This is a genomic window from Ensifer sp. ENS09, assembly GCF_014852425.1.
In the GTDB taxonomy this organism is placed as follows: domain Bacteria; phylum Pseudomonadota; class Alphaproteobacteria; order Rhizobiales; family Rhizobiaceae; genus Ensifer.
Window position 1 is genome coordinate 323,605 of the sequence record NZ_JACVBP010000006.1, and the last position, 24,980, is coordinate 348,584.

The following is a 24,980-nucleotide window of genomic DNA, read 5'->3' on the forward strand; positions in this document are numbered from 1 at the left end:
AGCCATGATCAAACGAACCCTCGTTACTGCGCTGGCGCTCGCCGCGCTTGCCACAGGCCCGGCCGCCGCACAGAACTATGTCGCCCTTGGCCGCCTCGTTTGCGGTTCGGAAGGCGGCACCGGCATGATCCTGACCTCGACCAAGAACCTGATGTGCACCTTCACGCCCGCCAATGGCGCGCCGAAGGCCGTCTATGCCGGCACGATCCGCAAGATCGGCATCGACATCGGCAAGACGGGCAAGAGCACGATGATCTGGGATGTCTTTGCCAAGACCGGCACCCCGGTCAGCGAATTCGCGCTCGCCGGTGAATATTACGGCGTCGGCGCCGATGCGAGCATGGCCGTTGGCGCGGGTGCCAAGGTGATCGGCGGCGGCACCAACAAGGCCTTCATGCTGCAGCCCGTCAATGTCCAGGTGCAGGAAGGCCTGAACGTCGCCGTCGGCATCGACGAGTTGACGCTGGCGCCGGCTGGCTAAGGCGGCCTCGACAAAAGCACCGACGCACGTAGCGCGCGCCATATCCTTCAACGCAAAACGCCCGCCGAAAGGCGGGCGTTTCTTTATCGGTCGATGCGAGCAGCCCTCAGGCGTGCAGCGCCTTGACGATGTCTTCCGTCACCTTCTTGGCATCACCAAGCAGCATCATCGTGCCGTCCTTGTAGAACAGCGTGTTGTCGATGCCGGCATAGCCGGAGCCGAGCGAGCGCTTGACGAACAGGCAGGTTTTGGCCTTGTCGACATCAAGGATCGGCATGCCGTAGATCGGCGAGGACTTGTCGTCGCGCGCCGCCGGGTTGGTGACGTCGTTGGCGCCGATAACATAGGCAACATCGGCCTGCGCGAACTCGGAATTGATGTCCTCGAGCTCGAACACCTCGTCATAGGGAACGTTTGCTTCGGCGAGCAGCACGTTCATATGGCCGGGCATGCGGCCCGCGACCGGGTGGATCGCATACTTGACCTCGACGCCGGCCGCCTTCAGCTGGTCGGCCATTTCGCGCAACGCATGCTGGGCCTGGGCGACCGCCATGCCGTAGCCGGGCACGATGATCACCTTGGAGGCGTTCGCCATCAGGAAGGCCGCGTCATCCGCCGAGCCCTGCTTGACCGTGCGCTGGACGCCGTCGTCGCTGCCGGCCGCCGCCGTCTCGCCGCCGAAGCCGCCGAGGATGACCGAAATGAACGAGCGGTTCATGCCCTTGCACATGATGTAGGAGAGGATCGCGCCGGAGGAGCCGACGAGCGCCCCGGTGATGATCAGCGCCAGGTTGCCGAGCGTGAAGCCGATACCGGCCGCCGCCCAGCCCGAATAGGAGTTGAGCATCGAGACCACCACCGGCATGTCGGCGCCGCCGATCGGGATGATGATCAGCACGCCGAGCGCCAGCGACAGCAGGACGATCAGCCAGAACACCGTCGTGCTCTGGGTCAGCACCAGCATGATCACCATAACGACGAGCGCGGCCGCAAGACCGGCATTGATGGCATGGCGGCCCGAAAGCATGATCGGCTTGCCGGACATGCGACCGTCGAGCTTCAGGAAGGCGATTACCGAGCCGGTAAAGGTGATGGCGCCGATGGCGACGCCGAGCGACATTTCGACCAGCGCCTGCGCGTGGATGTCACCGATCGTGCCGATGCCGAAGCTTTCGGGCGCATACATGGCGGCTGCCGCCACCATGACGGCCGCAAGACCGACCAGCGAGTGAAAGGCGGCGACGAGCTGCGGCATCGACGTCATGGCGATACGGCGGGCAATGACCGCACCGATGCCGCCGCCGATGGCAAGGCCGAGCACGATCAGCATCAGGCCGCCGAAGCTCGGCTTGGCGAGCAACAGCGTCGTGACGATGGCGATGCCCATGCCGACCATGCCATAGGTGTTGCCCTTGCGGCTGGTGGTCGGATGCGAGAGACCGCGCAGCGCCATGATGAAGAGGACGCCGGAGACGAGATAGAGGAAGGCTGCGAAGTTGGCGTTCATCGGGCCGGCCTCACTTGTCTTTTTTCTTGTACATGGCGAGCATGCGCTGGGTGACGAGGAAGCCGCCGAAGATGTTGACGGAGGCCAGCACCAGCGCAATGAAGCCGAAGCCGGTCGCAAGCCCAGAGGCCGAAATGCCGACGGCCAGCAAAGCGCCGACGACGATGACTGAGGAGATCGCGTTGGTGACCGCCATCAGCGGCGTGTGCAGCGCCGGCGTCACCGACCAGACGACGTAATAGCCGACGAAGATCGCCAGTACGAAGATCGCCAGGCGAAAGACGAAAGGATCGATCGACCCGCCGGTGGCGCCATGGGCAACGACGCCAGCGGCGTCCGGCACGTATTCGGCGGCGGTGCGAACCGCTTCCACGGCCCGGTCGAGATCGGCGAGCGCCTTGTCGAGAAGTTCATTCGCCATCACTTGTCCCCCTTGCTGGCACCGAAGTTCGGATGCACGACCTGACCGCCATGGGTGAGCGCCGTCGCCTTGACGAGTTCGTCCTCCATTTTGAGAGCCAGCGCCTTGGTCTCCTTGGAGACCATCGTCTCCAGGAAGGTGACGAGGTTCTTGGCATAAAGCCCGGAAGCGGAAGCGGCGATGCGGCCCGGTACATTCAGATGGCCGATAACCTTGACGCCTTCGACCTCGGCAACCTTGCCGGCCTCTGCACCTTCGACGTTTCCGCCGCGCTCGACCGCAAGATCGACCGCGATCGAGCCTGGCTTCATGCTCTTCAGCATCTCGCGGGTAACGAGCCGCGGCGCCGGGCGGCCGGGAATGAGCGCGGTGGTGATGACGATGTCCTGCTTGGCGATATGCTCGGCGACGAGTGCCGCCTGCTTGGCCTGGTAGTCCCTGGACATTTCCTTGGCGTAGCCGCCGGCGGTTTCGGCCGCCTTGAACTCGTCGTCTTCGACGGCGATGAACTTGGCCCCGAGCGAGGCGACCTGTTCCTTGGCGGCCGGACGCACGTCCGTCGCCGACACCACGGCGCCGAGGCGGCGAGCCGTCGCGATCGCCTGCAGGCCGGCGACGCCGGCGCCCATGACGAAGACCTTGGCGGCAGGCACCGTACCGGCCGCCGTCATCATCATCGGCAATGCCCGGTCATATTCGTAGGCCGCATCGATCACCGCCTGGTAGCCGGCGAGGTTGGCCTGGCTCGACAGCACGTCCATCGACTGCGCGCGGGTGATGCGCGGCATCAGCTCCATCGCAAAAGCGGTCAATCCGGCATTCGCCATCTCGGCGATCGCCGCCTCGTTGCCGTAGGGATCCATGATGGCGATGACGATGGCGCCCGACTTGTAGCCGCCGACTTCGGCAGTCGTCGGTCGACGGACCTTGAGCACGACATCCGCCGCCTTGGCGTCTGCCGTCGTGCCGATCCGGGCTCCGGCCTTTTCGAACTCTGCATCCGGAATGCGCGACGGCACGCCGGCCCCCGCCTCGACGACGACGTCGAAGCCGAGACCTTTCAGTTTCTTCACGGTATCCTGTGATGCGGCAACGCGACCCTCGTTCGGATCCGTTTCCTTGGCGACGAAGACGATCTCGCTCACAAGTCCCCCCCCTCCTGGCCGCAATCGAGCCAGGGCCGGAATGCGGGCATTCTCTCTGACTGCAAAGCGGGTGGGCCTATCGGGCCGACACGCCCTCATGTGCGCGGCACATCTGTGCCCGGCGCAATCGTCTGGAGCAAGCCGTCGCCTGGATGCGGGACCTTGGGCGGTCCAGCGGCATCGAGCCTCGATCGGACTCTGCGGGCCTGCTCTTCACTCCTCCCTCACGTGGGTGAGGATTATCCGCCCGTGCCCTTTGCGGGCATCCGGGCCTCAAGCCACATGCGACGGCACCTCCAGCCAGCGACATGCAACTTCTTCCGGGCAAACGCCCGGTCGCCGAGGAAGCACCACCTACGCTCCCTCAACGGTCGGTTCGATCGCGCCGGTCAGCGAAGGAAGAAGAAACCGGCGACGTTGATCAGGATGAAAAGCACGATCGAGGAGATCAGGCCCATCGTCGTGAAGAAGCCGGCAGCCATCGCGATCAGCAGGGCGACGCAGAAAAGCGTGCCGTACTTCGAGGCGCTCAGGAACATGAGGTAGGTCTTCTCGTGTTCCGGATAGTCCATCGGAGCGCCCAAATCGACCGGTCCAGAATGATGCTCAGCCATCGTTCAAAATTCTCCCTGAATGCCGCGGCGCCACCTTGGGGTCATCGCCGCCCCCTAATCGAAGCATGGTCCCGCGAAAAGCCGCGAAACCCTTATAGCTGCCCTTACACAATGCGCAGGGCCGGCGCAACGAAAACCCGTTCTTTAGCCGCACCTGATGGGCGAAATGTCGCGCCATTCCGCAAGGGGTGGCACGCCTCGGCGCGCCCGAAATTCGCCTGCGCAATCAAGGCCGCTTAGCGAAAAACGGACGTCCGGTAGGAGCGGCCGTATCCGGTCTGCGCCATGCGCGCGGTCGGCAGGATCGTCAGCGGCGCAAACGGCACTTCGTTGCGGTCGGCAAACATCATGCGGCGTTCGAACGGCTCGGAATCGAAAACCGGGTAACGGTCGAGGATCGAAGGCCGCTGCCCCCGCACCTGCGCCACCAGAAGCGCGCCGTCGGCATTGTAGACGCCGAGGTTCTCGCGCTTGGCGACAACCGTCTCGGATGCAAAGATGCGCTTGTAGAAAGCTGCGTGGCGCGGACGGCACGCCGTCAGGCAGCGGTCGGCCGCGAAATACTCGCAGGCCATGGCGACCGGCCGCAGCGTCAGATAGGGAAGCGCCCGCATCTCGTCGCCGATCACGTCAGGATCGACCGCCAGCCGGCCGGGATCGACCAGCACCATGCCGGCATCGAGGAACGCGTCGATCTCGGGTGCGAAGATCACGCCCGACGTGCTGGCGCGATGATCCGGCGTCACGTGATGAACGCGCACGGTGCTGACAAGCACTTCGTCGAGATAGAGACCGAAGACATAGGCGTGACTGTCGAAATCGAGATCGTCGATCAGCGTCGAGCCGGTCAACTCCATCAGATTGACGGACTTGTAGGACTTGTAGCGCAGCCGCGCAATGTCCTCCATGTCCTCGCCGGTTTCGACCCGCCGGTATTCGACGCGATCGAGCAATTGCATCAGTTTTTCAGAAAAGCGCCCAGGCTCCGCCTGGTGAACCGTCTCACCCATACTCAACACCTCATGGTTAACAAATCGTTAACCTATTGACGGGAGATGGGTCGGCAACCGCAAATCGAAACAGTTCACCGTTAACTTTTCGTTAACCATAAAAATCCGTGAACGTATTTGTTCGATTTGAAATCAAGCGCACCAAATCGGGATGAATTTGGCGCGCCTAATCAATGGCTTGCTACCGGAAAACCAGCAACAAAACAGGACGGATTCCAGAAGATTTCAGGGGTTAGGCGATGCGCTTGCTGGTGGTTCTTGCGCCTCGTTTTGGCACACCATTCTTGCAAAGCGTAGCAATGGCCGAAGCCGGCATGGGCGCGGCAAAGACGAAACCCTGTATCAAATCGGCACAATTGTGCTCGTTGATAAGTTGTAGCTGGTCCGCCGTCTCGACGCCTTCGACGACGATGCGAAGGCCGAGCGCGCGGGCCAGGTTGGCGGTCCCGCGCAGGAGCTTGAAGCGCCGCGAATCCTCGCGGATGTTGCGCACGAAGGAACGGTCGATCTTGATGATGTCGACCGGCAGGGCATCGAGATAGCTGAGGCTCGAATAGCCGGTGCCGAAATCGTCGATGGCGATCGTGATGCCGAGCCCGCGCAACTCGCGCAGGATCGCCTGCACCTTGAGCGGCTCGTCCATCAGGCAGCTTTCCGTCACCTCCAGATGTAGCCGCGCGGCATCGAGACCGGTGAGGTGAAGTGCGTTCGTCACCATCACCACGACTTCGCTGCTGCGCAGGTCGAGCACCGACAGGTTGACCGACACGGATACGTCGCTCGGCCAACTCATGCAGTCCCGGCACGCCTGATCGAGCACAAAGCGGGTGATCTCGGTGACCAACCCGAGCTCTTCGGCGAGCTGGATGAATACGTTCGGCGGCACCGGCCCGCGTTCGGGATGCGTCCACCGCGCCAGCGCCTCGCAGCACTCCACACGCCCGCCGTTCGGCGCGAACATCGGCTGATAGGAGAGCGTCAGGCTGCGGGCGTTGATCGCCTCGCGCAAATCGGCCTTCAGCTTCTGGCGGTCGACGTAGCGCGCATCCATCTCAGCTTCGAAGGCGGTGCAGCCGCCGCGGTTGCGCAGCTTCGTTTCCGAAAGCGCAAGATCGGCCTTGATCTGCAGGTCCTCGAGCTTGAGGTCGACGCTCGAAGCGATGACGAAGCCGGCGCTCATCGTCATGCTGAAGGTGAAGCCGCCGGCTTCGTAAGTGTCGCGCAGATCGGCATGCAGTCCGCGCATCCGCTCTTCGAGAGCAATCGCGTCACTGCCATCGGGAATGAACACGACAAACTCGTCGCCCATCAGCCGCGCGACGATCGCATCGTCGCCGGCGAGCACCCTTAGCCGGCCGGCAATCGCCTGAAGCAGTCGGTCGCCGACGATATGGCCACGCATGTCGTTGACGTGCTTGAATTCGGTTACGTCGAGAACCATCAGCCCGACCAGCCGTTCGGCCGTGTCGTCGGCGCTCACCGTCGCCTGCACCAACTCTCCGAAATAGTCACGGCTCGGCAGCCCCGTGAGCTTGTCGAACCGCACCATATGCAGGATCTGCTTTTCCGCCTGGACGCGCGCGGTCACGTCTTCAAAGATCAGCACCGTGTCGCCGTTGTCGCGGCGGCTCGCCGAAAACTCCAGATGCAGCTCTTCGCTGACCGGGATCAGCACCTGCGGCCGCTTGCCCTTGAGCAGAAGGTCGAGCTGGCGCGAAATGACCTTGGTCTTGTCCGGATCGAGGCGCATGCGCCGTGCACCGCGCCGGATCACGTCGCCGAGCAGCCAGCCCTTGAGCTCGGTGCGGTCGCCGAGCGCCAGCAATTCGCAGGCCCGCTCATTGGCCACGACCACGCGACCATCGGCATCAAGCATGAAGAGCCCGTGCGTCATGTTGTTGAGCGCGGTGTCGAACTGGCCGGCGATCGTGGCGATCTCGCGCGCCGCCATCACGTTCTCGTAGAGAAAGGCGCGCACGTTGTTGGCCATCATCCAGGTGGACAGGATGAAGGGCAGGATCAGCACGGCAAGCGCCAGCATGAACACGTCCTGCAGCGTGATCAGACCGATGACGATCGGCAGACAGGCCGAGGAAGACAAGAGGAGCACGGCCCGCTCGGAGCCGTAATTGCGACCGACGAGCGAAATCATCGACGCAAGCGTCACCGAAATGGTGGCGAGCTCGGAAAAGGAGTCCTGGCTGATGGCGATGGAGTAGCCACAGGCAATACCGCAGGTGAGCGTGACGCTGACGCCGCCGACGATGTAGCGGTTCTCCCACTTGCGGACCATCGCCCGATCGGCATTGGAGAAATCCTGCCGGTCGAACCGCGCCATGTCGAGATTGCGCAGCGCCCAGAGGACGAAGATCACACCGGAGCAGGCGAGATAGAGCGGATCACTGGTTTTCAGATAGACGAGCAGGAACGTCACGACATGCGACAGCATGCCGATCACCAGCGTTTTGCGATGTTCGTAGAGCGAGCTCACGGATGACAGATACACGTCAGTCGGAAGAGCGCTCTGTCCAAGTCGCATCATGAACCAAGCTCCGGTTTACCGGATTGTTAGGGGTGATGACTTAACGAAAGATTTCGTCTAACGCCCCGAAAAATGTACCGAATCCCAGCAAAATCACGGGTCTTCGCCGGCATCGCCCAAGAGTTCAACTCAGTAGTGCGAACCGCGCGGGACAATACTCGGTTTCTACAACCAAACATAGGCATTCGCACAATAAAACGGCTTGATCGCAACTTCGACAATTCTGCGACGCCGGTAGTTGATCCCAAACTTGCGCCTATGATGGTTACTCGTTCTTGAAGAATTACCTGTGATTTCCTGCCGTTTCGGACCGCTCCTCCTGTCTCGATGCCCAGGATCGGCGCGACGATCGCGCTCACCACCTTCTCAGTTGACTTTCATCTGCAACTGAAGGCAAGGCTTTTCTCAAGCATCCAACGGAGCCTGATGATGTCGAAACCTGTCGTTGCCATCCCCTGCGATTTCCGCGAATTCGACGGCAATGTCTGGCATGTCGTTGCCCATCAATATGTGCGCGCCGCCGTCGAAGGCGCCGGCGTTATGCCCTTCCTCATCCCGGCGCTCGAGACCGGCAACGACATCGACGAGATCCTCGACCGGGTCGACGGCGTGCTGGCCAGCGGCGCCCGTTCGAACGTCCATCCCGCGCTTTATGGAGCCGAGGCCAAGGAGAGCGACGGCCCCTTCGATCCCGGCCGCGACGCGACCAGCCTGCCGCTCATTACGCGCGCGCTGGAACGCGGCGTGCCGCTTCTCGCCATCTGTCGCGGCATCCAGGAACTGAACGTCGCGCTCGGTGGCACGCTCGCCTCCGAAATTCAGGACCAGCCTGGCATCTGGGATCACCGCAAGCCCGACGTGAAGGAACTCGACGTCGCCTACGGCATCCGCCAGGACGTGATCGTCAAGGAAGGAAGCTGCCTTGCGCCGGTGCTCGGCGCCGGCCGCATCCGCGTCAACTCGCTGCATCGCCAGGCGATCGGCGCAGCCGCGCCCCGTCTTGCGGTCGAAGCGGTTGCCGACGACGGCACGATCGAGGCGGTTTCGGTGATCGGCTCCAAGGCCTTTGCCGTCGGCGTACAATGGCATCCGGAATACTGGGTGCGCACCGACACGCCGTCCGCGAGCCTGTTCAAGGCATTCGGCGATGCGGTCAGGACCTATGCGGCCGGTCGTCTGGCGGCTTGATCTGGCCGCTTGAGCTTAAGCTCGGCCCGTCGTCCTCGGGCCTTAGTGCGCGCGACGCGTGAACGGCGTTTCCGGCACTGGCGTCAGCGCCTTGCCGGTCGAAAACCACGCCAGAATGTTGTCGGCGACGAGATCGGCCATGGCGTTGCGCGTCACCACCGACGCCGAGGCCACATGCGGCAGCAGCGAAACATTCGGCAGGGCCACCAGCGCCTCGGGCACCTGCGGCTCGTTCTCGAAGACATCGAGACCGGCACCGGCGATCACGCCGCCCTGAAGCGCTGCGATCAAAGCCTGTTCGTCGACCGTCGAGCCTCGCCCGACATTGATCAGCACCCCGTTGCTTCCGAGCGCGGCAAGCACCTCGGAATTGACCGTGCGCCGCGTCGCCTCGGTGCCCGGCACGATGACGACGAGCGTGTCGACCGCACCGGCCATCCCGACAAGTGTCGGATGGTAGGCATAGGCAAGGCCCTCGCGCGGGCTGCGGGTGTGATAGGCGATCGACACGCCGAAGGCTTCGAGCCGCTTGGCAATTGCGAGACCGATGCGTCCGAGACCGTAAAGACCGACGCTTCGACCCCGCAGCGACAGCGGCGATAGCGGGAAGGCGCCCTCGCGGCTCCAGCGACCCTGGCGCAGCCATTGCTCCGCCTGCGGCAATTGACGGAGCGTGTTGAGCAGCAGTCCGACCGCGGTATCGGCCACTTCTTCCGTCAGGACGTCGGGCGTGTTGCTGACGGCAATTCCCTTGGCCGCGGCATGCCCGACTTCCACCCCGTCGTAGCCGACGCCGAAATTGGCGATGATCTCAAGCTGCGGCAGGGCGTCCATCAGTGTAGCCGGCACGCGCCCGGAAACGGCGATCGCCTTGACGTCCTGCATCTGCGGCGTCACCAGCGTCGCATCGGCACCTTCGATCCGCACCACGTCGAACCGTTCCGCCAGACGATCGATCACCCGCGGATTGATTTTTCCGGGCACGAGAACGCGAATGCGGGCAGACATGGCAATTTTCCTTGCGGGTGATGGACCTCAGGCGATGACCCGCAAGGGGCCGGTCGACTGCCGGATGCGCATCTCCGGCTTGATCAGGTGAATTCCATCCGGCTCATGGCTGCCGGAGAGCTTGTCGAGTAGTGCGCGGGCAGCACTGCGGCCGACATCGGCCTGCCCATTCCAGACGGTGGTGAGCGCCGGCGTCGCGATCGACGCCTCTTCCAGGTCGTCGTAGCCGGTCACGGAGATGTCGACGCCCGGCACGAGACCGGCGCGCGCGATGCCGTTCATCATGCCGATCGCCACGAGGTCGTTCCAACAGACGACCGCGGTCGGCTTCTGCGGCAACGAAAGCAGGTGCACTGCGGCCTCGAAGCCGCCCTGCTTCGTGCGGGGCCCGGGAATGCGCAGTTCCGGATCGACCTCGATATTGGCCTTGCGCAGCGCGTTGACGTAGCCCTGGTAGCGGTCGCGTCCGGTGGACGTCTCGTCCGTGCCGCCGACCATGGCGATACAGCGGTGGCCAAGGCCGATCAGGTGGTTGGCGGCAAGCGAGATGCCGTAGGCGTCGTCGCCGCGGAAGATCGGCACGTCCACACCCTCGATCGAGCGGGCGATCAGGATCGCCGGCATGCCGTTGTCCTCGGCGAGCTGGATGTCCTCCAGCGGCGTGCCGATCGCTGGCGACATGATCACGCCGTCACCGCCGAGCTGCAACAGCGTTTCGATGAAATCGCGCTGCTTGTCGACGGAATCGTAGTGATTGGAAAGAATGAAGGTCTGCTTGTCGCGGTCGAGCTCGGCCTCGATCGCCTTGAGGATTTCCCCGTAGAACGGGTTCATGATGTCGTGCACGACGACGCCGATGATGCCCGATCGCGATGTCCTGAGACTGGCGGCGCGGCGGTTGTAGATATAGCCGAGCGCGCGTGCCTGTTCCTTGATCTTGTCGCGGGTGACGGTCGCCACCAGCGGGCTGTCACGCAGGGCCAGGGATACCGTCGCCGTCGAAAGACCGAGTGTTTCCGCGATCGTCGAAAGCTTGACCTTTTGCGCCACGATGCCCCCTATAAGCCCTGTTTCGCCCCATCCGCAGCACCCCAGCCAGGAGCGGTGCGACAAACCGTTCGGCATCCTTCGCGCGCCGTTGCCAGCGCACGCGTGCCATAAATTTAAATCCCTATTTAAACTGTTTAAATCGCCGCGGCAATATGCGGCAGATCCGGCTCAGTCGGCCGCGCGCGCAGCCTGGAGATTGCTGTCGACGGCGCGCAGCAGCTTCATCAGCGTGCGAACCTGCTTGTCGGTCAGGCCGCGGGTCGCAAGCTTTTCCGAATGCTGACCGGCCTCGGCGATTGTCTGAAGCCGGTTGCGGCCGGGCTCGGTGAGATAGACCTTCGTGAGCCGGGCATCATCGTCGTCCGGCCGCCGCTCGAGAAATCCCTGCGCTTCCATGCGGCCGATCGTACGGGTCATGGTCGGCGCCTTGACGCCGAGCTTGACCGCGAGCCCGCCGGCCGTCAGGCCATCGGTCTCGGCCAGCGCCAGCATGACGCCATCCTGTCCGGCATAGAGGCCGCTTTCGAGCAGATTGCGGGAGAGCACGGTGCGCATCGACCGCGCAGCCTGGACAAGGACGGCGGCAAGATCGTGAGGCTCGATCAGGAGCTCGTCCTTCTTCTTGCCGTTCTTGCCCTTCTTTTCGGCCTTGTTCTTCTTGCCCATTGGACCTCCTGCCGAATCCCGTCTCGCACTCTTATAACAATACAGCTTGCGATTACGAACTGTATGACTCAAATAACAATTTTACGACAATTGACGTGGAGGATCGAAGAGAAATGTCGATGCCCGAGCCGCGATGGCAGGACAATCCGGCCGACCTTCCACCAGACGCCCGCCGCGACTGGATCGCCGTGCTGCCGCTCGGCGCGCATGAGCAGCACGGACCGCACCTGCCCTTCGAAACCGACACGCTGATTGCCGAGGGGATCGTCTCCCGCACGATCGCCGCCCTTCCCGCCGATCTGCCCGTCACCTTTCTGCCGGCCGAGCCGGTCGGCTACTCGATCGAACACATGGATGTCGCCGGCAGCCGCACGCTTGATTACGGAGAGGCGGTCGAGCGCTGGCTCGGCATCGCCGCCGGACTTCACCAGCAGGGCATCCGCAAGTTCGTGATGCTGAACGCCCATGGCGGCAACTCGCCCCTGATGACCATCATCGCCACCGAAGCGCGGGTGCGGTTCAACATGCTGGCGGTCGCGACGAGCTGGACCCGTTTCGGCCAGCCGGACGGCTGGATTTCGCCGGCGGACAAGGCACTCGACATCCACGGCGGCGACATCGAAACCTCGGTCATGATGGCGCTCCATCCAGACAGGGTCGACATGGCCAAGGCCGACCGCTTTTCCTCGCGCCAGGAACAGTTTGCGGAGCGCTTCAAGCATCTGCGCGCCTATGGGCCCCACGCCTTCGGCTGGAGGATGCGCGACCTTAACGCCATAGGCGTCGCCGGCAACGCCGCTGCGGCAACGGCAGCACGCGGCGAAATCCTGATCGCCCATGCTGTCCGAGGCTTCATCGAACTTCTCGAAGACGTCAGGGATTTCGATCCGAACGATCTGGCCTGAATGGCCGGCAAACACTTTGTTTGCGCTTTTGCGCTATCAGAACTGCAGCTGACAGCGTCCGACAGAGAACCCCATGGCGAAGATCATTGCGCTCGGCGCCTATTTCTACCAGGCCGTCATCGCCTTCGGCCTGCTGATCGTCGTCGCCCATTGGCTGGCGCCGGCCGACTATGCCAGCTACTCGCTCTTCATCTCCATCTGCCAGTTTGCTGCGATCGCCGCCTTCGAATGGGTGCGGTTTGCCTGCACGCGCTTCTACCCTGGGCCGGATGCTGCAAGCGAAGCGGCGGAGCGGCGCGCGATCCTCGTCGAAGCATTCGCCTGCGCCGCCCTCTGCCTGATCGCGGCTTGCCTGTCGCTGTTCTTTGGCGTGCCACCTGTCGTGGCGCTTGTCGGCGGCCTCGTCTCGATCGCGCAGGGCGGCAGCGACCTGCACCTGACCATGCTGCGCTTCCGCCAGGACTTTCGCGCCTTTTCCGTACTGCAGGGATCCCGTGCCACCATCCTCGCCGCCGGCACACTTCTCGGCGCGCTGGTCTCCCCCAGCTTCCTTTCGACGGTCACCGGCCTGCTCGGCGGCTATGCGGCCTATGGCCTGCTCGCGCTTCTCCTGTCGCGCCGCGCGAAGACCCGCCCTGCCGCAGCGCTCGACAGCGCCCGGGTCCGCAAACATCTCGTCTATGGCAGCGTTTCGGCAGGTGCCGCGACAGCCGCCATGTTCGCGCCGCTGGCGCTGAAGGCGATCTTCACCGCAGCGCTCGGAACCACGGGCGCCGCCGGCGCGCTGCTCGCGCTCGACCTTTTGCAGCGCCCCTTCGTGCTGATCGTTTCCGCCCTCCAGGCGATCCAGTATCCCGAAATCGTCGCCGCGCATGACCGGGCCGAAGATCGCGCCGCCCTCCCCCGCCAGCTCGGTCATTACTACGCCTTGCTGACGAGCTTCGCGCTGATGATGGCAGCCGGCATCTTTGCCGTGCTTTTGCCCGCCGCCTGGCTCGTCATCAGCCCCGACCTGCAGCAAGGTTTCCTCGCCACCGCGCCCGCCATCATCGTGCTCTCGCTTGTTCGCACGCTGACGCAGATCATGCTGCCGACGCCGCTGCACTTGAAGCAACGCCTGGCGCTGATCCTGCTGCTCGCGGTGATCGACTGTGCGTTCCTGAACCTCGGCGCGCTGACGGCCCTGCTCACCGCCGGGCCGGATGGCGCAGCACTCGCATGGGGCAGCGCCGTCGGCGCGATCCTCGCTGCCTTGGTCGGCCTGCGGCTGATGTCCTCGCTTGCCTTCGAGTTTTCCTGGCCGCCTGTGCTCTTCGCCGCCGCCGGGCTTGGCGCGGCCGTGTTTGCGTTCATCCTCTCCGGCGAAACCAGCTTTGCCACAATCGGCGCCGGCATCATCGGCGGCGGCTTGCTTTGCCTGCTCTCGCTCAACCAACTGCGCCTCATGCTGCGGGCGCCGGGACCTGGATCGGCATAGGCGCTAACTGAAACTGCACGATTTTCCGGTTAGATCGCCGCCGAAACGAGCGGGGGAGCACATCCATGAACATCGTCGTCGGCATAGCGACCGCGGGCCGCCGCGAAGTCCTCTCCGAAACCCTGTTGCATCTGACGCGACAGACCCGTCTGCCCGACGCGATCTTCGTCTGCCCGAGCGCTGCGGATGATATCGACGAGGCCTTCGCCCGGACATTGCCGGTTCCCGTCACCATCGTCGCGGGCGAGCGCGGGCTCACGAAACAGCGAAATGCCATTCTCGACCGCGCTGGAGCCGCGGATCTGTTCGTCTTCTTCGACGACGATTTCCTGCCGCGCGGCGATTTTCTTGCAGAGGCGCAGAGGCTTTTCGAGGCAGCACCCGATCTCGTCGTTGCTACCGGGCTCGTCCTCGCCGACGGCATTCATGGGCCGGGCATATCGGTCGAAGACGGCCTGGAAATCCTGCGACGTGATGGCGCAACGACCGCGGGCCACCCGCCGACCCCGGTTTACAACGCCTACGGCTGTAACATGGTCTTCCGATTTTCCGCCATCGCCGCCGACAAGACCCGCTTCGACGAGCGCCTGCCGCTCTATGGCTGGCAGGAGGATGTCGATTTCTGCCGCCGCCTTTCCAAGCGCGGGCGGATCGTGAAGTCTGACGCTTTGCGCGGCGTGCATCTTGGCAACAAGCGCGGCCGCACCTCCGGGCTTCGGTTCGGCTACTCGCAAGTTGCCAATCCGCTCTATCTCTTTCGCAAAGGCACCGTCAGCCTGAAATGGGCGCTGCGCCTGATGGGCGGCAACATAGCCGCCAATCTCGCCGGCAGCCTCAAGCCGCAAGGCCTTGTCGATCGGCGCGGCCGCCTCAAGGGCAACGCCATCGCCTTTCTCGATCTCCTGCGCGGGCGCATGGATCCGCAACGCATGCTGGAACTCTGATCGTTTCGCGCGCCCTAGGCTGCGACGACTAAGCTCGCTGTGCCGCCAGCATATTGAGCAGCACCACCGCACTTCCATCCCAGGAAAAGCGCTTGGCATTGTCGTGGCCGGCCTGCGTCAGCTCGCGGCGCAAAGGCGCGTCGGTGGAGATCGTCCGCATGGCCTCGACCAGCGTTTCCGTCTTCAACGGATCGAAGTAGCGCACCGCATCGCCGCAGGCCTCGCGCACCGGTGGAATGTCGGCAGCAAGCACCGGGCAGCCTTGCGTCATCGCCTCGAGCGGCGGGATGCCGAAGCCTTCGTAAAGGCTCGGAAAGACGAAGGCGACGGCGCGGCGCTGCAGCCCGGCGATCTCCGCGTCGGTCAGACGTCCGGGAAAGATCAGATTGCCCTTCGATGTCGGCGCGATGTCGCGAAACACCGATGGATCCGTGCCGCCCACCACGACCAGCTTGTGGTCACCGACACCCAAGGCCTCGAAAGCGCGCACGGCAAACTCGACATTCTTGTTGGGCTTCAGCGTGCCGACCAAGAGGAAGAAGGGCGTGTCGGCAAGTCCGAGCCGCGCGATGACGCCGTCGTCGGGCTGAAGGCCCGCGAAGTGGTCGGTCGCATTGTAGATCACGTCGATACCGGCCGAAGGCACGCGGAAGACCTCGGCAAGTTCCTTGCGTGAGAAGTTCGAGACCGTACCGATCTTCGCCCTCCGCGCAAGAAGATAGCCAAGCGTTCCATGGAATATTCGGTAGCCTCGACCAAAGGAGGCCGGATGGCGAAAGAGCGTGACGTCGTGGATCACCACCACCTGGTCGCCATGCAGCACCGGTCCGCTGCCGCCGAAGCCGATGAGCGTGTCGCGGCGCGACCGCCAGAAGAGCGCCCCCTGCTCCCAGAGATGGCCTGGGCCGGAGCCGAAGCGCTCCACCGAAATCGCCTTGAGGCCGAGATCGTCGACAGCCTTGCCCGGCGCAAGCAGCCGCCAGCGCACGTCCTTCAGCGCATGCGGCACGGCACCCGATGCGATGCGGTGATCCAGCGCCCGGGTCATCTCGCGGGCGAAGCGCTGCACGCCGGTAAGCGGCTGGGTCAGGAACCGACCGTTGATGGAAATCGTCTTCACATACGCACCCCTACGATATGCCCCGCACTCTCGCCGATCTTGATGAAAGGAGGGTTATCGGGATCGTAGCGAGCAACGCCGCCCGACCGGCAAAATCGCCTGCGCCATTTGCGCATCGCCGCCGCATCTCCTATATGAGACGCGACTAGGATGCCTGCTCCCGCATCCGGAAATCCCAGAGGTTCCCATGACCGAAACATCCCCGCAGAAGCCGATCCCCGTCACCGTGCTCACCGGCTATCTCGGCGCCGGCAAGACGACGCTTTTGAACCGCATCCTCAGCGAGAACCATGGCCGCAAATACGCGGTCATCGTCAACGAGTTCGGCGAGATCGGCATCGACAACGACCTGATCGTGGAATCCGACGAGGAAATCTACGAGATGAACAACGGCTGCGTCTGCTGCACCGTGCGCGGCGACCTGATCCGCGTGGTGGAAGGCCTGATGCGCCGCCCCGGCCGCTTCGACGCGATCATCGTCGAGACGACGGGCCTTGCCGATCCGGTGCCGGTTGCCCAGACCTTCTTCATGGACGATGACGTGCGCGCCAAGACCGAGCTCGACGCCGTCGTCGCGCTGGTCGACGCCAAGCATCTGCCGCTGCGTCTCAAGGACAGCCGCGAGGCGGAAGACCAGATCGCCTTTGCCGACGTCGTGCTTTTGAACAAGACCGACCTCGTCAGCCCCGAGGAACTGGAGCGCATCGAAGCAACCGTGCGGGTGATCAACCCGTCGGCCCGTATCTACCGCACCCAGCGTTCAGACATCGATCTCGCCAAGGTTCTCGACCAGGGCGCTTTCAACCTCGAACGGGCGCTCGAAAACGATCCGCATTTCCTCGACCAGGACGATCACGAACACGATCACACCTGCGGTCCCGACTGCGGCCACGATCATCACCATCACCACCATGATCACGACCACGATCACGACCATCACCACCACCACGATGCCCCCTCGCCGATCCACGACGTGACGGTGCAGTCGATCTCGCTGCGCGGCGGTGAGATGAACCCGGATCGCTTCTTCCCCTGGATCCAGAAGATCACCCAGACGGACGGCCCGAACATCCTGCGTCTGAAGGGCATCATCGCCTTTGCCGGTGACGCCGAGCGTTACGTCGTTCAGGGCGTGCACATGATCATCGAGGGCGATCACCAGCGTGCGTGGAAGGAAGGCGAAAAGCGCGAAAGCCGCCTCGTCTTCATCGGCCGTGACCTCGACCGCGAAAAGCTCGAACGTACGTTCAAGGCCTGCGAGGCGCAGCCGAACTGATGCCGACTGTCGCTCCCCTCGATCTCGAAGGTCACGTTGTCGGCGTGGCCTTTCTCAAAGGCGTCCCCTTCTTCGCCGAAGCAACCGGCGCCATTCACCGCCTCGATCTCGGCCACAAGACGACGGAGGTCCATGAGGGCCTTTTGTCGCTCGTCGTCGACGAAGCCAACGACACGCTGCTGACCGGCGGTGAAGACGGCAAGGTCATGCGCACCGCCGCAGACGGCACGACGTCGCTGGTCGCCGAAGCGCCGCGCAAGTGGATCGCCCAGGTTGCCGCCGGCCCGCAAGGTGCCGTTGGCTATGCCTATGGCAAGACCACGCACGTGAAGCTTGCCGACGGCGCGACGAAGGAATTTGCCGAAGACCGCACCGTCGAGGGCCTGGCCTTCGCGCCGAAGGGTCTGCGCATCGCGGCCGCCCGCTACAACGGCGTGTCGCTGCACTGGGTCGGCATGTCCGGCCAGCCGATCGATCTCGAATGGAAAGGCGCCCATACCGGCGTCACCTTCTCGCCGGATGGACGCTTCCTCGTCACCACCATGCAGGAAAACGCGTTGCATGGCTGGAAGCTCGACGCCAAGCCCGGCGCCGAAGCGCGCCACATGCGCATGACCGGCTATCCGGCCAAGGTGAAGTCGTTCTCTTGGTCGGCCAAGGGCAAGTGGCTCGCCTCCTCGGGCGCGCCGGCCGCCATCGTCTGGCCCTTCCAGGGCAAGGACGGCCCGATGGGCAAGGCGCCGCTCGAACTCGGCACCCGCGCCGACATCATGGTGACCTCCGTCTGCTGCCATCCGGCCGAAGACATCGTCGCCATCGGCTACCAGGACGGCATGATCCTCGGCGCCCGTTTTGCCGACAGCAAGGAAGTGCTTCTGCGCCGCCCCGGCAAGGGCGCGATTACCGCCATGGCCTGGAACAAGGATGGCCGGCAGCTCGCCTTCGGCTCGGCCGAGGGTGATTGCGGCGTCGTCGATATCGCCGGCTGACGGGTGGCGCATGACCGCATTGAATGAGACGCAGCGCTACGAAGGCTCGCTCGCCACACCGCTCGCCGATGGCGCGGTCTGGAGCCTGATCCGGGCGGAAGCGCGCGCGCTTGCCGCACGTGAACCGGTCATGGCGCCCGCCCTGATGCCGATCATCGATGCCGGATCGGATGCCGAATTGCTGGCCGGCGTGCTCGCAGCCGGCTTGGCCGTCGCGCGCGTCGACGAACGCTCTCTTGCGCAGTTGCTCGCCGACGTCTTCAAGGCAAATCCTCAGATCCTGCTGGCGACCGAAGCCGATCTTCAGGCGGTGAAAGAGCGTGACCCGGCCTGCCCGGGCCTCAAGCATGTGCTGGTGAACCTTAAGGGCTTTCAGGCACTGCAGACCTACCGCGCTGCTCACCAGCTCTGGGTCGACGGCCGCCGTGAAGTCGCGAGCTGGCTTTCGAACCTCGCCTCGCTCGTCTTCGGACCCGACATTCATCCGGCCGCCTGCATCGGCAAGGCTGTCATGCTCGACCATGGCTCCGGCATCGTCATCGGCGAAACCTCCGTCATCGAAGATCAGGTCTCGATCCTGCAGAACGTTACGCTCGGCGGTACCGGCAAGGAAACCGGAGACCGCCACCCTAAGATCCGCCGCGGCGTGATGCTCGGCGCCGGCGCCAAGATCCTCGGCAATATCGAGGTCGGCGCCTATAGCAAGGTCGCCGCCGGCAGTGTCGTCCTCAAGACCGTTCCGCCGCGCACCACCGTCGCGGGCGTGCCGGCAACCGTCGTGCGCATCCATCGCGTCGATGAAATTCCGGCAGCGGAGATGGACCAGACGATCGTCTGACCCATCCTGTTGCCCGTCAGATCTTCACCAGCGCCGCGGTGGCATACATGAATGCCGCACCGGCTGCGAGGCCGGCCAGAACCGGCGGCGTCAGGAACACGTCGCTCCTGCGCTCGCTCTGGCGCATCAGATAGGCGCCCACTTCGACGATCACCTGCAGGATCGCACCAGCCCCGACCGCCAGCGCCAGCGCCGACCACTGCGCCGACGTCGCAAGACTGCCGAGCCACATGCCGATGACGGCTGGACTGCCAGCAAGCAGCGTCAAGCCGACGAAGACCGGGAACGGCGGCCTCTTCTTCAGGATCGGCGCGGCGATGCCGATGCCTTCGGTGACGTTGTGGAGCGCAAAGCCGAGCGCGAGGAAGGTGCCGAGCCCGGCGGAGCCGGCCGTAAAGGCGGCGCCGATCGCCAGCCCCTCGCCAAGATTGTGCAGGCCGATGCCGAGCGCGATGTAGGTGGAGAGCGCCAGCCCGGTCGGGGCACCGCTACGCCGGCCGATTGCCATCAGCAGGAGGAAACTGCCCAGGCCTGCCAGCACCACCATGACAGGGCCCTGGAAGATCGCCGCCGCCTCGCCGGCAAGCTCGATCGCCTCGCCGCTGGCATCAACCAGCAGGAAGCCGAGCAGGCCGATCGTCAGCGACAGCAGAAAGGCCATGCCCTCGCGCCCAACACCACGCAGCACCGGATAGAACATCAGCCCGACGGCCACGGGCACGATGCCGACGATGATGCCGACCAGGGCTTGCAGCCGCAACTGGCCCGTCGTCGCCTGGGGCGTCGGCACGGCAACCGCTATTTCATGCGCAAAGGTGGCGCCGGTGTTGGTCACCACCTTCACGGCATGCGCCTCGCCTAGCATCCAGGGAAACGGCAGCTTCAGCCATGCGGCCCCGCCACGCGCGATCGGCCCCGGCGGATCCTGGGTGAATTGCCAATAGGCGTCGTCCACCTGGACCTGCGCCACCGTCATCGGTTCCGACCCGCCGGCGCGAACAAGCAGGCTGAGACCGCTGTCGTCGAACACGGTCCTTTCGAAGGTCAGGTTCTCGACCGGCGGCGCACCGTTGCGGAAGCCCGACAGCGGATCGGTCGACACGAGCCAGGCAACGGCGATGCCAAAGACGATGAGAGGCAATGCCAGCCACACCAGGTTGGTCTTTGCCGCGCGAATGGCAGCTCTTGGCATCTCGTTCATGCGAGCGCCTCCACCACATCGAACATGCCGACCCAGCCGAGCTCGGTGAACTCGGTCTGGTGCGGGTGAAACATGTAGAGCCCGGGTTCGTGCTCGGCAAAGGTGAATTCGAGGATGCCGCGCTGCGCCTGGCACTGGGTGATGAGATCGACGGTTTTCAACGTCGGCGTCAGCGTCGTGCCCTGATCGTAATAGTCGAAGAAATTGGCGTGCAGGTGAAAGGAGTTGATCGGATCGAACTCGATGACGTTGACGAGATAGATGCGCACCGGCTTGCCCTTCACGATCCGGATCGGCCGCTTCATGAAGGCGTGCGCGACGGTGTTGACCGCATAGAATTCGTTCTCGGCATCGAAATTGGTGTCGAAGGCGTTCATCACCATCACCAGTTCCTGCCAGCCGGCATTCTCTGGTGTGCCGAGCAACCTGGAGCGGGCGACCTCCACATGCTCCGGCCGCCGATCCGGGTCCGGATCGATGACGAAGGCGCCGTACATGCCCTTGTGGATATGCCGGCGCAGCGGCATCGCGTGGCAATGGTAGAGATGGCAGCCGAAGGGCTTGGCATCGAACTCATAGATAAATTCGTCACCGGGATCGACCATCCCGGCACCCGGCACACCATCCATGCGCGCCGCGTGAATACCGTGGAAATGGATCGAGTGGGGGTGTGACGCGTAGTTGCGGAAAACGATCCGCAGCCGCTCGCCTTCCTTGGCCCGCAGCGCCGGGCCGGGAACCCGGCCGTTATAGGTCCAGGCGGGAAATTTGATGCCGGGCGCGATCTCGATTTCGCGATCCTCAGCCGTCATCTCGAAGGTGCGCAGCGTCCGTCCGTCCGGCAGCGTCGAAACCGCGCCGGTATCCCAGTCGGTGAGCATGTCCGTCGGATCGAAGCCGTTGACGGCGCTATCGACCTCGCCGACCGTCATCATCGCGCCATGCCCCATGGCGGGCATTGGCTCTTGCCCCGCCGCTGCCGGTGGCGCGGCATGACCGACATGGCTCGTCTGTTGTTGTCCGAGGGCGGCGCTGGTGCAGATCGCCGTCCCACCCGCGGCCGCCAGCCCACCCATCAGCAGACTGCGCCTTCGCATCAGGTCCGGTCTTGTCGGCTTGTCCATATTCGCCCCTCTCCCTCATTGCGTAACACGCGCCGCGTTGTGCCCGACTGGGCGCCAAAAAAGCGGTCCACATGCTTCTGCAAATCATTTGCAACAACAGCAATAATGCAAATGCAACCCATTCGCAACTGACTCGGGCACGCGGGATGGTCCGCAGGGACCGGCAGGTCCGCGCGCTCTGGGCGACGCCCCTTTAGCGATCCTGAAACGAAAACGTCCCCGGACAGCGCGCGGCTTCGGGGACGTTGGGTTGGACTTCGGCGCCGGACCGGAAACGGACATGTCCGCATGGCCTCGGCAGGCGGTGGTCGCGCCTCACCATTCGAGTTCGAGTTGCGGCACCCCGTTGGAGGTTTTTTCGATCGTACGGCCGTTCTCGTCCACCGTCGCCGTGACCCGCTGGCGGAAGGCCGAGAAGCTGTCGAACGTGACGACGTCGACCGGTGCATCGAACTTCATCGTCAGGCGGTAGCGCCCCGGCTGCGCCGTCAGCGCCTGCACCGAGAGGATCTCGCCCTCGAAGGCCTGGCCGAGATAGCGCCCCTTCACGCGGGATCCGAGCATCCAGGGATTGAACGGCGGACGGTTGCCGACAGCGGCGTGCAGCGTGTTCCAGTCGCGATAGCCGTACTGGGCGGCGATCAGTTCGAGCGAGCGGGAATGGCCGATGGTTTCGCCTTCGGATGCAAGGCGGGTACGCAGACGCTTGGCCTGGTCTTTCAGGGCGTCGAGCGAGGGAAGCGGGCTTGATCCGCGCGTCATGAGAAGGTCTCCTGCAGCGGCATGCATTCCTTGAAGATGGGAGCCCGCATTGCCACCGGTTCGCATGCCGTTTCGGCTGACCGTGTCTCAAAAGAAGGACTTCACCAAAGCGTGACGCTCGCGGACGGCAGGGACCTTCACCCTGCCGCTTCCTTAGGGGATGCCGCTTCGGCTGTCAAACATAGCGCTGAACCGGCGTCCGCGCGAAAGACGATTGCGCACGCGCAGAAGCTGTGGGACGACTACCGGATACGACGGAGGAGGACGTGATGACCGAAATGACGATACTTGCATTCGCGCTGGTTGCCTTCATCGGCATCGCGACACCGGGCCCGACGGTCCTGCTCGCACTCACCAATGGATCACGCTACGGCGTCAGGCGTGCAAGTGCCGGCATGGTCGGCGCCGTGCTCTCCGATTTCGTGCTAATCGGCGCCGTCGCGCTTGGCCTCGGCGCGCTGCTGGCGGCCTCCGAATTCTGGTTTACCGTCGTCAAATGGCTGGGTGCTGGCTATCTCGCTTTCCTCGGCATCATGCTGCTGCGGTCGAAAGGGACGATCCAGGTGGCAACCGAAGCGGGCGGGACTGCTCCCGTTTCCTCTATGGCGATCTTCCTGAAAAGCTACCTGGTCGCTGTCACCAATCCCAAGGGCTATCTGTTCTTCACGGCGTTCCTGCCGCAGTTCATCGATCCGGCGGCGCCGCAGGCGGCGCAATATGCCGTGCTCGCCCTCGTCTTCGCCACCGTCGATTTCACCGTGATGTTCGGCTATGCGCTGCTCGGCGCGAAAGCTGCGGTCTTCCTCAAACGATCCGGGGCCATATGGCTCGATCGCCTGTGCGGCGGCGCCTTGCTGGCACTGGCCGGCTCGCTCGCGCTTTACCGCCGCGCCACCGCCTGAGATGCTGTTTCGCCAAGACGTGCTCGCTGGCATCGCCAGCGGCGACGTGACCTTGGCCTTCCGGCGTTGGACCAAGCCGACGGTCAAGGCCGGCGGCACCTTGCGCACCGCAGTCGGTGTTCTCGCCATCGATGCCGTCGACGAGATCGAGGAAGGCGCGATTACCGACAGCGATGCCCGCAAGGCCGGCTTTGCCGATCGCGCCGCCCTCGCGAAGGAACTGGCCGCGCGCCCCGAAGGGCGCTGCTACCGCATCGCCTTCCACCGGGCCGGTGACGACCCACGCATCGCCCTGCGGGACGCGGCCGCCCTCAACGATGAAGTGCGGGCAGAAATCGACCGCAAGCTCGCGCGTTTCGACGACAGCGCCGGCATGGCCTGGACCCGTCCGGTGCTGCAACTGATCGCCGCCCGTGACGGAACGACTGCGGCGGAGCTGAGCGCCGCCATCGGCATGGAAAAACTGAAGCTCAAGGCGCGCATCCGCAAACTGAAGGAGCTCGGCCTCACCGAAAGCCTCGATGTCGGCTATCGCCTGTCCGGCCGCGGGCGTGCCTATCTCGGCGGAAAATAGCTCGCGTGAAAAAGCGGACGGTGACGCGGACACGATCGGTCATTCCTTCCAATCCCGATCGCCGCTGTTGCGTGACTAAAGCAGGTGTGAGACGACTTGCCACCGAAACGGACCACACCCATCAGGCAGGACGAGGAGACAGGCATGATCGGCTATACGATGGTCGGAACGGCGGACCTGAGGCGCGCCGAGCGCTTCTATGATCCGGTGATGGCGCTGATCGGCCAGGAGCGCTGCTATTGCGACGAGCAGGTTTCCTCCTGGGGCCGTAAGGACGATGACAAGGCGCCGCGTTTCTTTGCCTGCCATCCCTTTGACGGCGGGACGGCCTCCGTCGGCAACGGCGCCATGACCGCCTTCCTGGTGGAGAGCCCCGGCGTGATCGACCGGCTGTTCGAAACAGCCATGGCGCGCGGCGGCAGCGAAGAGGGAAAACCGGGTTTCCGCCCGCAATATGGCGATGGCTTCTACGCTGCCTATGTGCGCGATCCCGACGGCAACAAGCTGGCCTTCGTCTGCTACGATGCCCGCGAGACGCAGAGTACGTCCTAGTCCGTCTTAGCGGCGCGTTGACCGGCCGAACCAGATCGCGACGGCCGCAAGCATCAGTGCGAGCACGCGCCGCACCAGCCGCTCGCGTGCCGGCGAGTTGAGGACCGGCTCCAACGCCCCGGCCAGAAGCACGATCGCCGCGTGAACCGCGGTCGCAACACCCACATAGAGCGCGGCAAGCGTCAGGTTCTGCGGCAATAGCGGCCGGGTATCGTCGACGAAGGTCGGAAGCACGGTGACGAAGAACAGCGCCGCCTTCGGATTGAGCAGATTGGTGATCAGGCCGCGCCGGAAATAGAAGGATGCGGGCTTGCCGCTCGGCCCCGCCTCCTCGCCGTCACCGTTCCAGGCTTCGAAGGCGAGATAGAGCAGGAAGCCGACGCCTGCCCAGCGAAGCGCCCCATAGAGCATGTCCGACTGACCGACGAACTCGGCAACGCCGAAGGAGGCGGCAAGGCCGACGATCGCGAGGCCCAGCGCCACGCCGGCGGCGGTCGCCATGCCGGGCCTGCGCCCCTCCGAGGCCGCGACCATGGCGAGATAGGCCATGTTCGGCCCCGGCGTCAGTTCGATGATGGAGGATGTCAAAAGAAAGGGCAGCAGGGTCGCTGCCCGAAAATGAACGGATCCATGCGCGAGACTTCCATCCGCTTGCAACAGGGCCCACCGGCTTGCGGCAAGGCC

The 24,980-nt window shown here is 64.1% G+C and carries 25 protein-coding genes; 11 read left to right on the forward strand and 14 right to left on the reverse strand.

The genetic code is table 11. From position 1 onward, the window contains the following. Positions 1 to 4: 4 nt before the first annotated feature. Positions 5 to 481, forward strand: a complete 477-nt coding sequence (locus tag IB267_RS28260; RefSeq protein ID WP_043610725.1) for a DUF992 domain-containing protein — start codon at positions 5 to 7, stop codon at positions 479 to 481. Between the two features lie 106 nt (positions 482 to 587). Here IB267_RS28260 and IB267_RS28265 read toward each other — a convergent pair whose 3' ends face one another. The 6 genes from IB267_RS28265 to IB267_RS28290 form a co-directional block, all read right to left on the reverse strand. Continuing rightward, positions 588 to 1,988, reverse strand: a complete 1,401-nt coding sequence (locus IB267_RS28265) for an NAD(P)(+) transhydrogenase (Re/Si-specific) subunit beta (protein WP_192450780.1) — start codon at positions 1,986 to 1,988, stop codon at positions 588 to 590. Positions 1,989 to 1,998: 10 nt separating this feature from the next. Next, positions 1,999 to 2,409, reverse strand: a complete 411-nt coding sequence (locus tag IB267_RS28270; RefSeq protein WP_192450781.1) for an NAD(P) transhydrogenase subunit alpha — start codon at positions 2,407 to 2,409, stop codon at positions 1,999 to 2,001. Continuing rightward, a complete protein-coding gene (locus tag IB267_RS28275; protein WP_192450782.1) occupies positions 2,409 to 3,554 on the reverse strand; it encodes a Re/Si-specific NAD(P)(+) transhydrogenase subunit alpha in 1,146 nt (381 codons plus the stop codon). Before IB267_RS28275 ends, IB267_RS28270 begins: the two co-directional genes overlap by 1 nt. Positions 3,555 to 3,943: 389 nt before the next feature. Next, the gene (locus tag IB267_RS28280) at positions 3,944 to 4,168 is read right to left on the reverse strand and encodes an aa3-type cytochrome c oxidase subunit IV (RefSeq protein ID WP_192450783.1); all 225 of its coding nucleotides are present in this window, start codon (positions 4,166 to 4,168) and stop codon (positions 3,944 to 3,946) included. Between the two features lie 236 nt (positions 4,169 to 4,404). Then, the gene (locus tag IB267_RS28285) at positions 4,405 to 5,178 is read right to left on the reverse strand and encodes a hypothetical protein (protein WP_192450784.1); all 774 of its coding nucleotides are present in this window, start codon (positions 5,176 to 5,178) and stop codon (positions 4,405 to 4,407) included. A gap of 232 nt (positions 5,179 to 5,410) precedes the next feature. Beyond that, positions 5,411 to 7,720: a bifunctional diguanylate cyclase/phosphodiesterase gene (locus IB267_RS28290; RefSeq protein ID WP_192450785.1), complete on the reverse strand. Its 2,310-nt coding sequence runs from the start codon at positions 7,718 to 7,720 to the stop codon at positions 5,411 to 5,413. Between the two features lie 429 nt (positions 7,721 to 8,149). On the opposite strand from IB267_RS28290, the gene IB267_RS28295 reads away from it, so the two are divergent. Beyond that, positions 8,150 to 8,908, forward strand: a complete 759-nt coding sequence (locus IB267_RS28295) for a gamma-glutamyl-gamma-aminobutyrate hydrolase family protein (protein WP_192450889.1) — start codon at positions 8,150 to 8,152, stop codon at positions 8,906 to 8,908. Positions 8,909 to 8,950: 42 nt separating this feature from the next. Here the strand turns inward: IB267_RS28295 and IB267_RS28300 are convergent, their stop codons facing one another. The 3 genes from IB267_RS28300 to IB267_RS28310 form a co-directional block, all read right to left on the reverse strand. Beyond that, positions 8,951 to 9,916 (reverse strand): 2-hydroxyacid dehydrogenase, encoded by a 966-nt coding sequence (locus IB267_RS28300; protein ID WP_192450786.1) that lies wholly within the window; start codon positions 9,914 to 9,916, stop codon positions 8,951 to 8,953. Positions 9,917 to 9,943: 27 nt separating this feature from the next. Further along, positions 9,944 to 10,966 (reverse strand): LacI family DNA-binding transcriptional regulator, encoded by a 1,023-nt coding sequence (locus IB267_RS28305; protein WP_034786913.1) that lies wholly within the window; start codon positions 10,964 to 10,966, stop codon positions 9,944 to 9,946. Positions 10,967 to 11,134: 168 nt separating this feature from the next. Next, positions 11,135 to 11,632 carry a MarR family winged helix-turn-helix transcriptional regulator gene (locus IB267_RS28310; protein ID WP_034786917.1) on the reverse strand — a complete coding sequence of 166 codons (498 nt, stop codon included), beginning with the start codon at positions 11,630 to 11,632 and terminating at the stop codon, positions 11,135 to 11,137. A 113-nt stretch (positions 11,633 to 11,745) separates the two neighbouring features. On the opposite strand from IB267_RS28310, the gene IB267_RS28315 reads away from it, so the two are divergent. The 3 genes from IB267_RS28315 (at position 11,746) to IB267_RS28325 (ending at position 14,958) form a co-directional block, all read left to right on the forward strand. Then, complete coding sequence (locus IB267_RS28315) at positions 11,746 to 12,537, forward strand: creatininase family protein (protein ID WP_192450787.1); 792 nt, start codon at positions 11,746 to 11,748, stop codon at positions 12,535 to 12,537. Between the two features lie 73 nt (positions 12,538 to 12,610). After that, entirely contained in the window at positions 12,611 to 14,014 is a 1,404-nt protein-coding gene (locus IB267_RS28320) for a hypothetical protein (RefSeq protein ID WP_192450788.1), read from the forward strand. A gap of 65 nt (positions 14,015 to 14,079) precedes the next feature. Next, a complete protein-coding gene (locus IB267_RS28325; protein WP_192450789.1) occupies positions 14,080 to 14,958 on the forward strand; it encodes a glycosyltransferase family 2 protein in 879 nt (292 codons plus the stop codon). Positions 14,959 to 14,986: 28 nt separating this feature from the next. Here the strand turns inward: IB267_RS28325 and IB267_RS28330 are convergent, their stop codons facing one another. Further along, positions 14,987 to 16,078, reverse strand: a complete 1,092-nt coding sequence (locus IB267_RS28330; protein WP_192450790.1) for a glycosyltransferase family 1 protein — start codon at positions 16,076 to 16,078, stop codon at positions 14,987 to 14,989. A gap of 187 nt (positions 16,079 to 16,265) precedes the next feature. Between IB267_RS28330 and IB267_RS28335 the strand changes: the two genes are divergently transcribed. The 3 genes from IB267_RS28335 to cysE are packed head-to-tail and all read left to right on the forward strand — an operon-like array spanning position 16,266 to position 19,181. Next, positions 16,266 to 17,354 carry a GTP-binding protein gene (locus IB267_RS28335; protein WP_192450791.1) on the forward strand — a complete coding sequence of 363 codons (1,089 nt, stop codon included), beginning with the start codon at positions 16,266 to 16,268 and terminating at the stop codon, positions 17,352 to 17,354. After that, positions 17,354 to 18,343, forward strand: coding sequence for a WD40 repeat domain-containing protein (locus tag IB267_RS28340; RefSeq protein WP_192450792.1), 990 nt, complete (start codon positions 17,354 to 17,356; stop codon positions 18,341 to 18,343). Before IB267_RS28335 ends, IB267_RS28340 begins: the two co-directional genes overlap by 1 nt. Before the next feature lie 10 nt (positions 18,344 to 18,353). Further along, positions 18,354 to 19,181: a serine O-acetyltransferase gene (gene cysE / locus IB267_RS28345; protein WP_192450793.1), complete on the forward strand. Its 828-nt coding sequence runs from the start codon at positions 18,354 to 18,356 to the stop codon at positions 19,179 to 19,181. 16 nt (positions 19,182 to 19,197) lie between these two features. Here the strand turns inward: cysE and IB267_RS28350 are convergent, their stop codons facing one another. The 3 genes from IB267_RS28350 to IB267_RS28360 form a co-directional block, all read right to left on the reverse strand. Next, entirely contained in the window at positions 19,198 to 20,382 is a 1,185-nt protein-coding gene (locus IB267_RS28350; protein ID WP_192450794.1) for a ZIP family metal transporter, read from the reverse strand. Beyond that, the gene (locus tag IB267_RS28355) at positions 20,379 to 21,506 is read right to left on the reverse strand and encodes a multicopper oxidase domain-containing protein (RefSeq protein ID WP_246810873.1); all 1,128 of its coding nucleotides are present in this window, start codon (positions 21,504 to 21,506) and stop codon (positions 20,379 to 20,381) included. Before IB267_RS28355 ends, IB267_RS28350 begins: the two co-directional genes overlap by 4 nt. A gap of 315 nt (positions 21,507 to 21,821) precedes the next feature. Further along, complete coding sequence (locus IB267_RS28360) at positions 21,822 to 22,268, reverse strand: glyoxalase superfamily protein (RefSeq protein ID WP_192450795.1); 447 nt, start codon at positions 22,266 to 22,268, stop codon at positions 21,822 to 21,824. A 269-nt stretch (positions 22,269 to 22,537) separates the two neighbouring features. On the opposite strand from IB267_RS28360, the gene IB267_RS28365 reads away from it, so the two are divergent. The 3 genes from IB267_RS28365 (at position 22,538) to IB267_RS28375 (ending at position 24,296) form a co-directional block, all read left to right on the forward strand. Beyond that, complete coding sequence (locus IB267_RS28365) at positions 22,538 to 23,170, forward strand: LysE family translocator (RefSeq protein WP_192450796.1); 633 nt, start codon at positions 22,538 to 22,540, stop codon at positions 23,168 to 23,170. A gap of 1 nt (position 23,171) precedes the next feature. Beyond that, a complete protein-coding gene (locus tag IB267_RS28370; protein ID WP_192450797.1) occupies positions 23,172 to 23,744 on the forward strand; it encodes a hypothetical protein in 573 nt (190 codons plus the stop codon). A gap of 144 nt (positions 23,745 to 23,888) precedes the next feature. Beyond that, on the forward strand, positions 23,889 to 24,296 hold the full coding sequence (locus IB267_RS28375; RefSeq protein ID WP_192450798.1) for a VOC family protein: 408 nt from the start codon (positions 23,889 to 23,891) through the stop codon (positions 24,294 to 24,296). A 6-nt stretch (positions 24,297 to 24,302) separates the two neighbouring features. Here IB267_RS28375 and IB267_RS28380 read toward each other — a convergent pair whose 3' ends face one another. Further along, complete coding sequence (locus IB267_RS28380; protein WP_246810874.1) at positions 24,303 to 24,884, reverse strand: LysE family translocator; 582 nt, start codon at positions 24,882 to 24,884, stop codon at positions 24,303 to 24,305. Between the last annotated feature and the right edge of the window lie 96 nt (positions 24,885 to 24,980).

Excerpts from the sequence above, each read along its gene's own strand:
- IB267_RS28260 (WP_043610725.1), top strand. The coding sequence starts at position 5 with ATGATCAAACGAACCCTCGTTACTGCGCTGGCGCTCGCCGCGCTTGCC.
- IB267_RS28265 (WP_192450780.1), bottom strand. The coding sequence starts at position 1,988 with ATGAACGCCAACTTCGCAGCCTTCCTCTATCTCGTCTCCGGCGTCCTC.
- IB267_RS28270 (WP_192450781.1), bottom strand. The coding sequence starts at position 2,409 with ATGGCGAATGAACTTCTCGACAAGGCGCTCGCCGATCTCGACCGGGCC.
- IB267_RS28280 (WP_192450783.1), bottom strand. The coding sequence starts at position 4,168 with ATGGCTGAGCATCATTCTGGACCGGTCGATTTGGGCGCTCCGATGGAC.
- IB267_RS28285 (WP_192450784.1), bottom strand. The coding sequence starts at position 5,178 with ATGGGTGAGACGGTTCACCAGGCGGAGCCTGGGCGCTTTTCTGAAAAA.
- IB267_RS28290 (WP_192450785.1), bottom strand. The coding sequence starts at position 7,720 with ATGATGCGACTTGGACAGAGCGCTCTTCCGACTGACGTGTATCTGTCA.
- IB267_RS28295 (WP_192450889.1), top strand. The coding sequence starts at position 8,150 with ATGTCGAAACCTGTCGTTGCCATCCCCTGCGATTTCCGCGAATTCGAC.
- IB267_RS28300 (WP_192450786.1), bottom strand. The coding sequence starts at position 9,916 with ATGTCTGCCCGCATTCGCGTTCTCGTGCCCGGAAAAATCAATCCGCGG.
- IB267_RS28310 (WP_034786917.1), bottom strand. The coding sequence starts at position 11,632 with ATGGGCAAGAAGAACAAGGCCGAAAAGAAGGGCAAGAACGGCAAGAAG.
- IB267_RS28315 (WP_192450787.1), top strand. The coding sequence starts at position 11,746 with ATGTCGATGCCCGAGCCGCGATGGCAGGACAATCCGGCCGACCTTCCA.
- IB267_RS28320 (WP_192450788.1), top strand. The coding sequence starts at position 12,611 with ATGGCGAAGATCATTGCGCTCGGCGCCTATTTCTACCAGGCCGTCATC.
- IB267_RS28325 (WP_192450789.1), top strand. The coding sequence starts at position 14,080 with ATGAACATCGTCGTCGGCATAGCGACCGCGGGCCGCCGCGAAGTCCTC.
- IB267_RS28335 (WP_192450791.1), top strand. The coding sequence starts at position 16,266 with ATGACCGAAACATCCCCGCAGAAGCCGATCCCCGTCACCGTGCTCACC.
- IB267_RS28340 (WP_192450792.1), top strand. The coding sequence starts at position 17,354 with ATGCCGACTGTCGCTCCCCTCGATCTCGAAGGTCACGTTGTCGGCGTG.
- cysE (WP_192450793.1), top strand. The coding sequence starts at position 18,354 with ATGACCGCATTGAATGAGACGCAGCGCTACGAAGGCTCGCTCGCCACA.
- IB267_RS28350 (WP_192450794.1), bottom strand. The coding sequence starts at position 20,382 with ATGAACGAGATGCCAAGAGCTGCCATTCGCGCGGCAAAGACCAACCTG.
- IB267_RS28355 (WP_246810873.1), bottom strand. The coding sequence starts at position 21,506 with ATGGACAAGCCGACAAGACCGGACCTGATGCGAAGGCGCAGTCTGCTG.
- IB267_RS28360 (WP_192450795.1), bottom strand. The coding sequence starts at position 22,268 with ATGACGCGCGGATCAAGCCCGCTTCCCTCGCTCGACGCCCTGAAAGAC.
- IB267_RS28365 (WP_192450796.1), top strand. The coding sequence starts at position 22,538 with ATGACCGAAATGACGATACTTGCATTCGCGCTGGTTGCCTTCATCGGC.
- IB267_RS28370 (WP_192450797.1), top strand. The coding sequence starts at position 23,172 with ATGCTGTTTCGCCAAGACGTGCTCGCTGGCATCGCCAGCGGCGACGTG.
- IB267_RS28375 (WP_192450798.1), top strand. The coding sequence starts at position 23,889 with ATGATCGGCTATACGATGGTCGGAACGGCGGACCTGAGGCGCGCCGAG.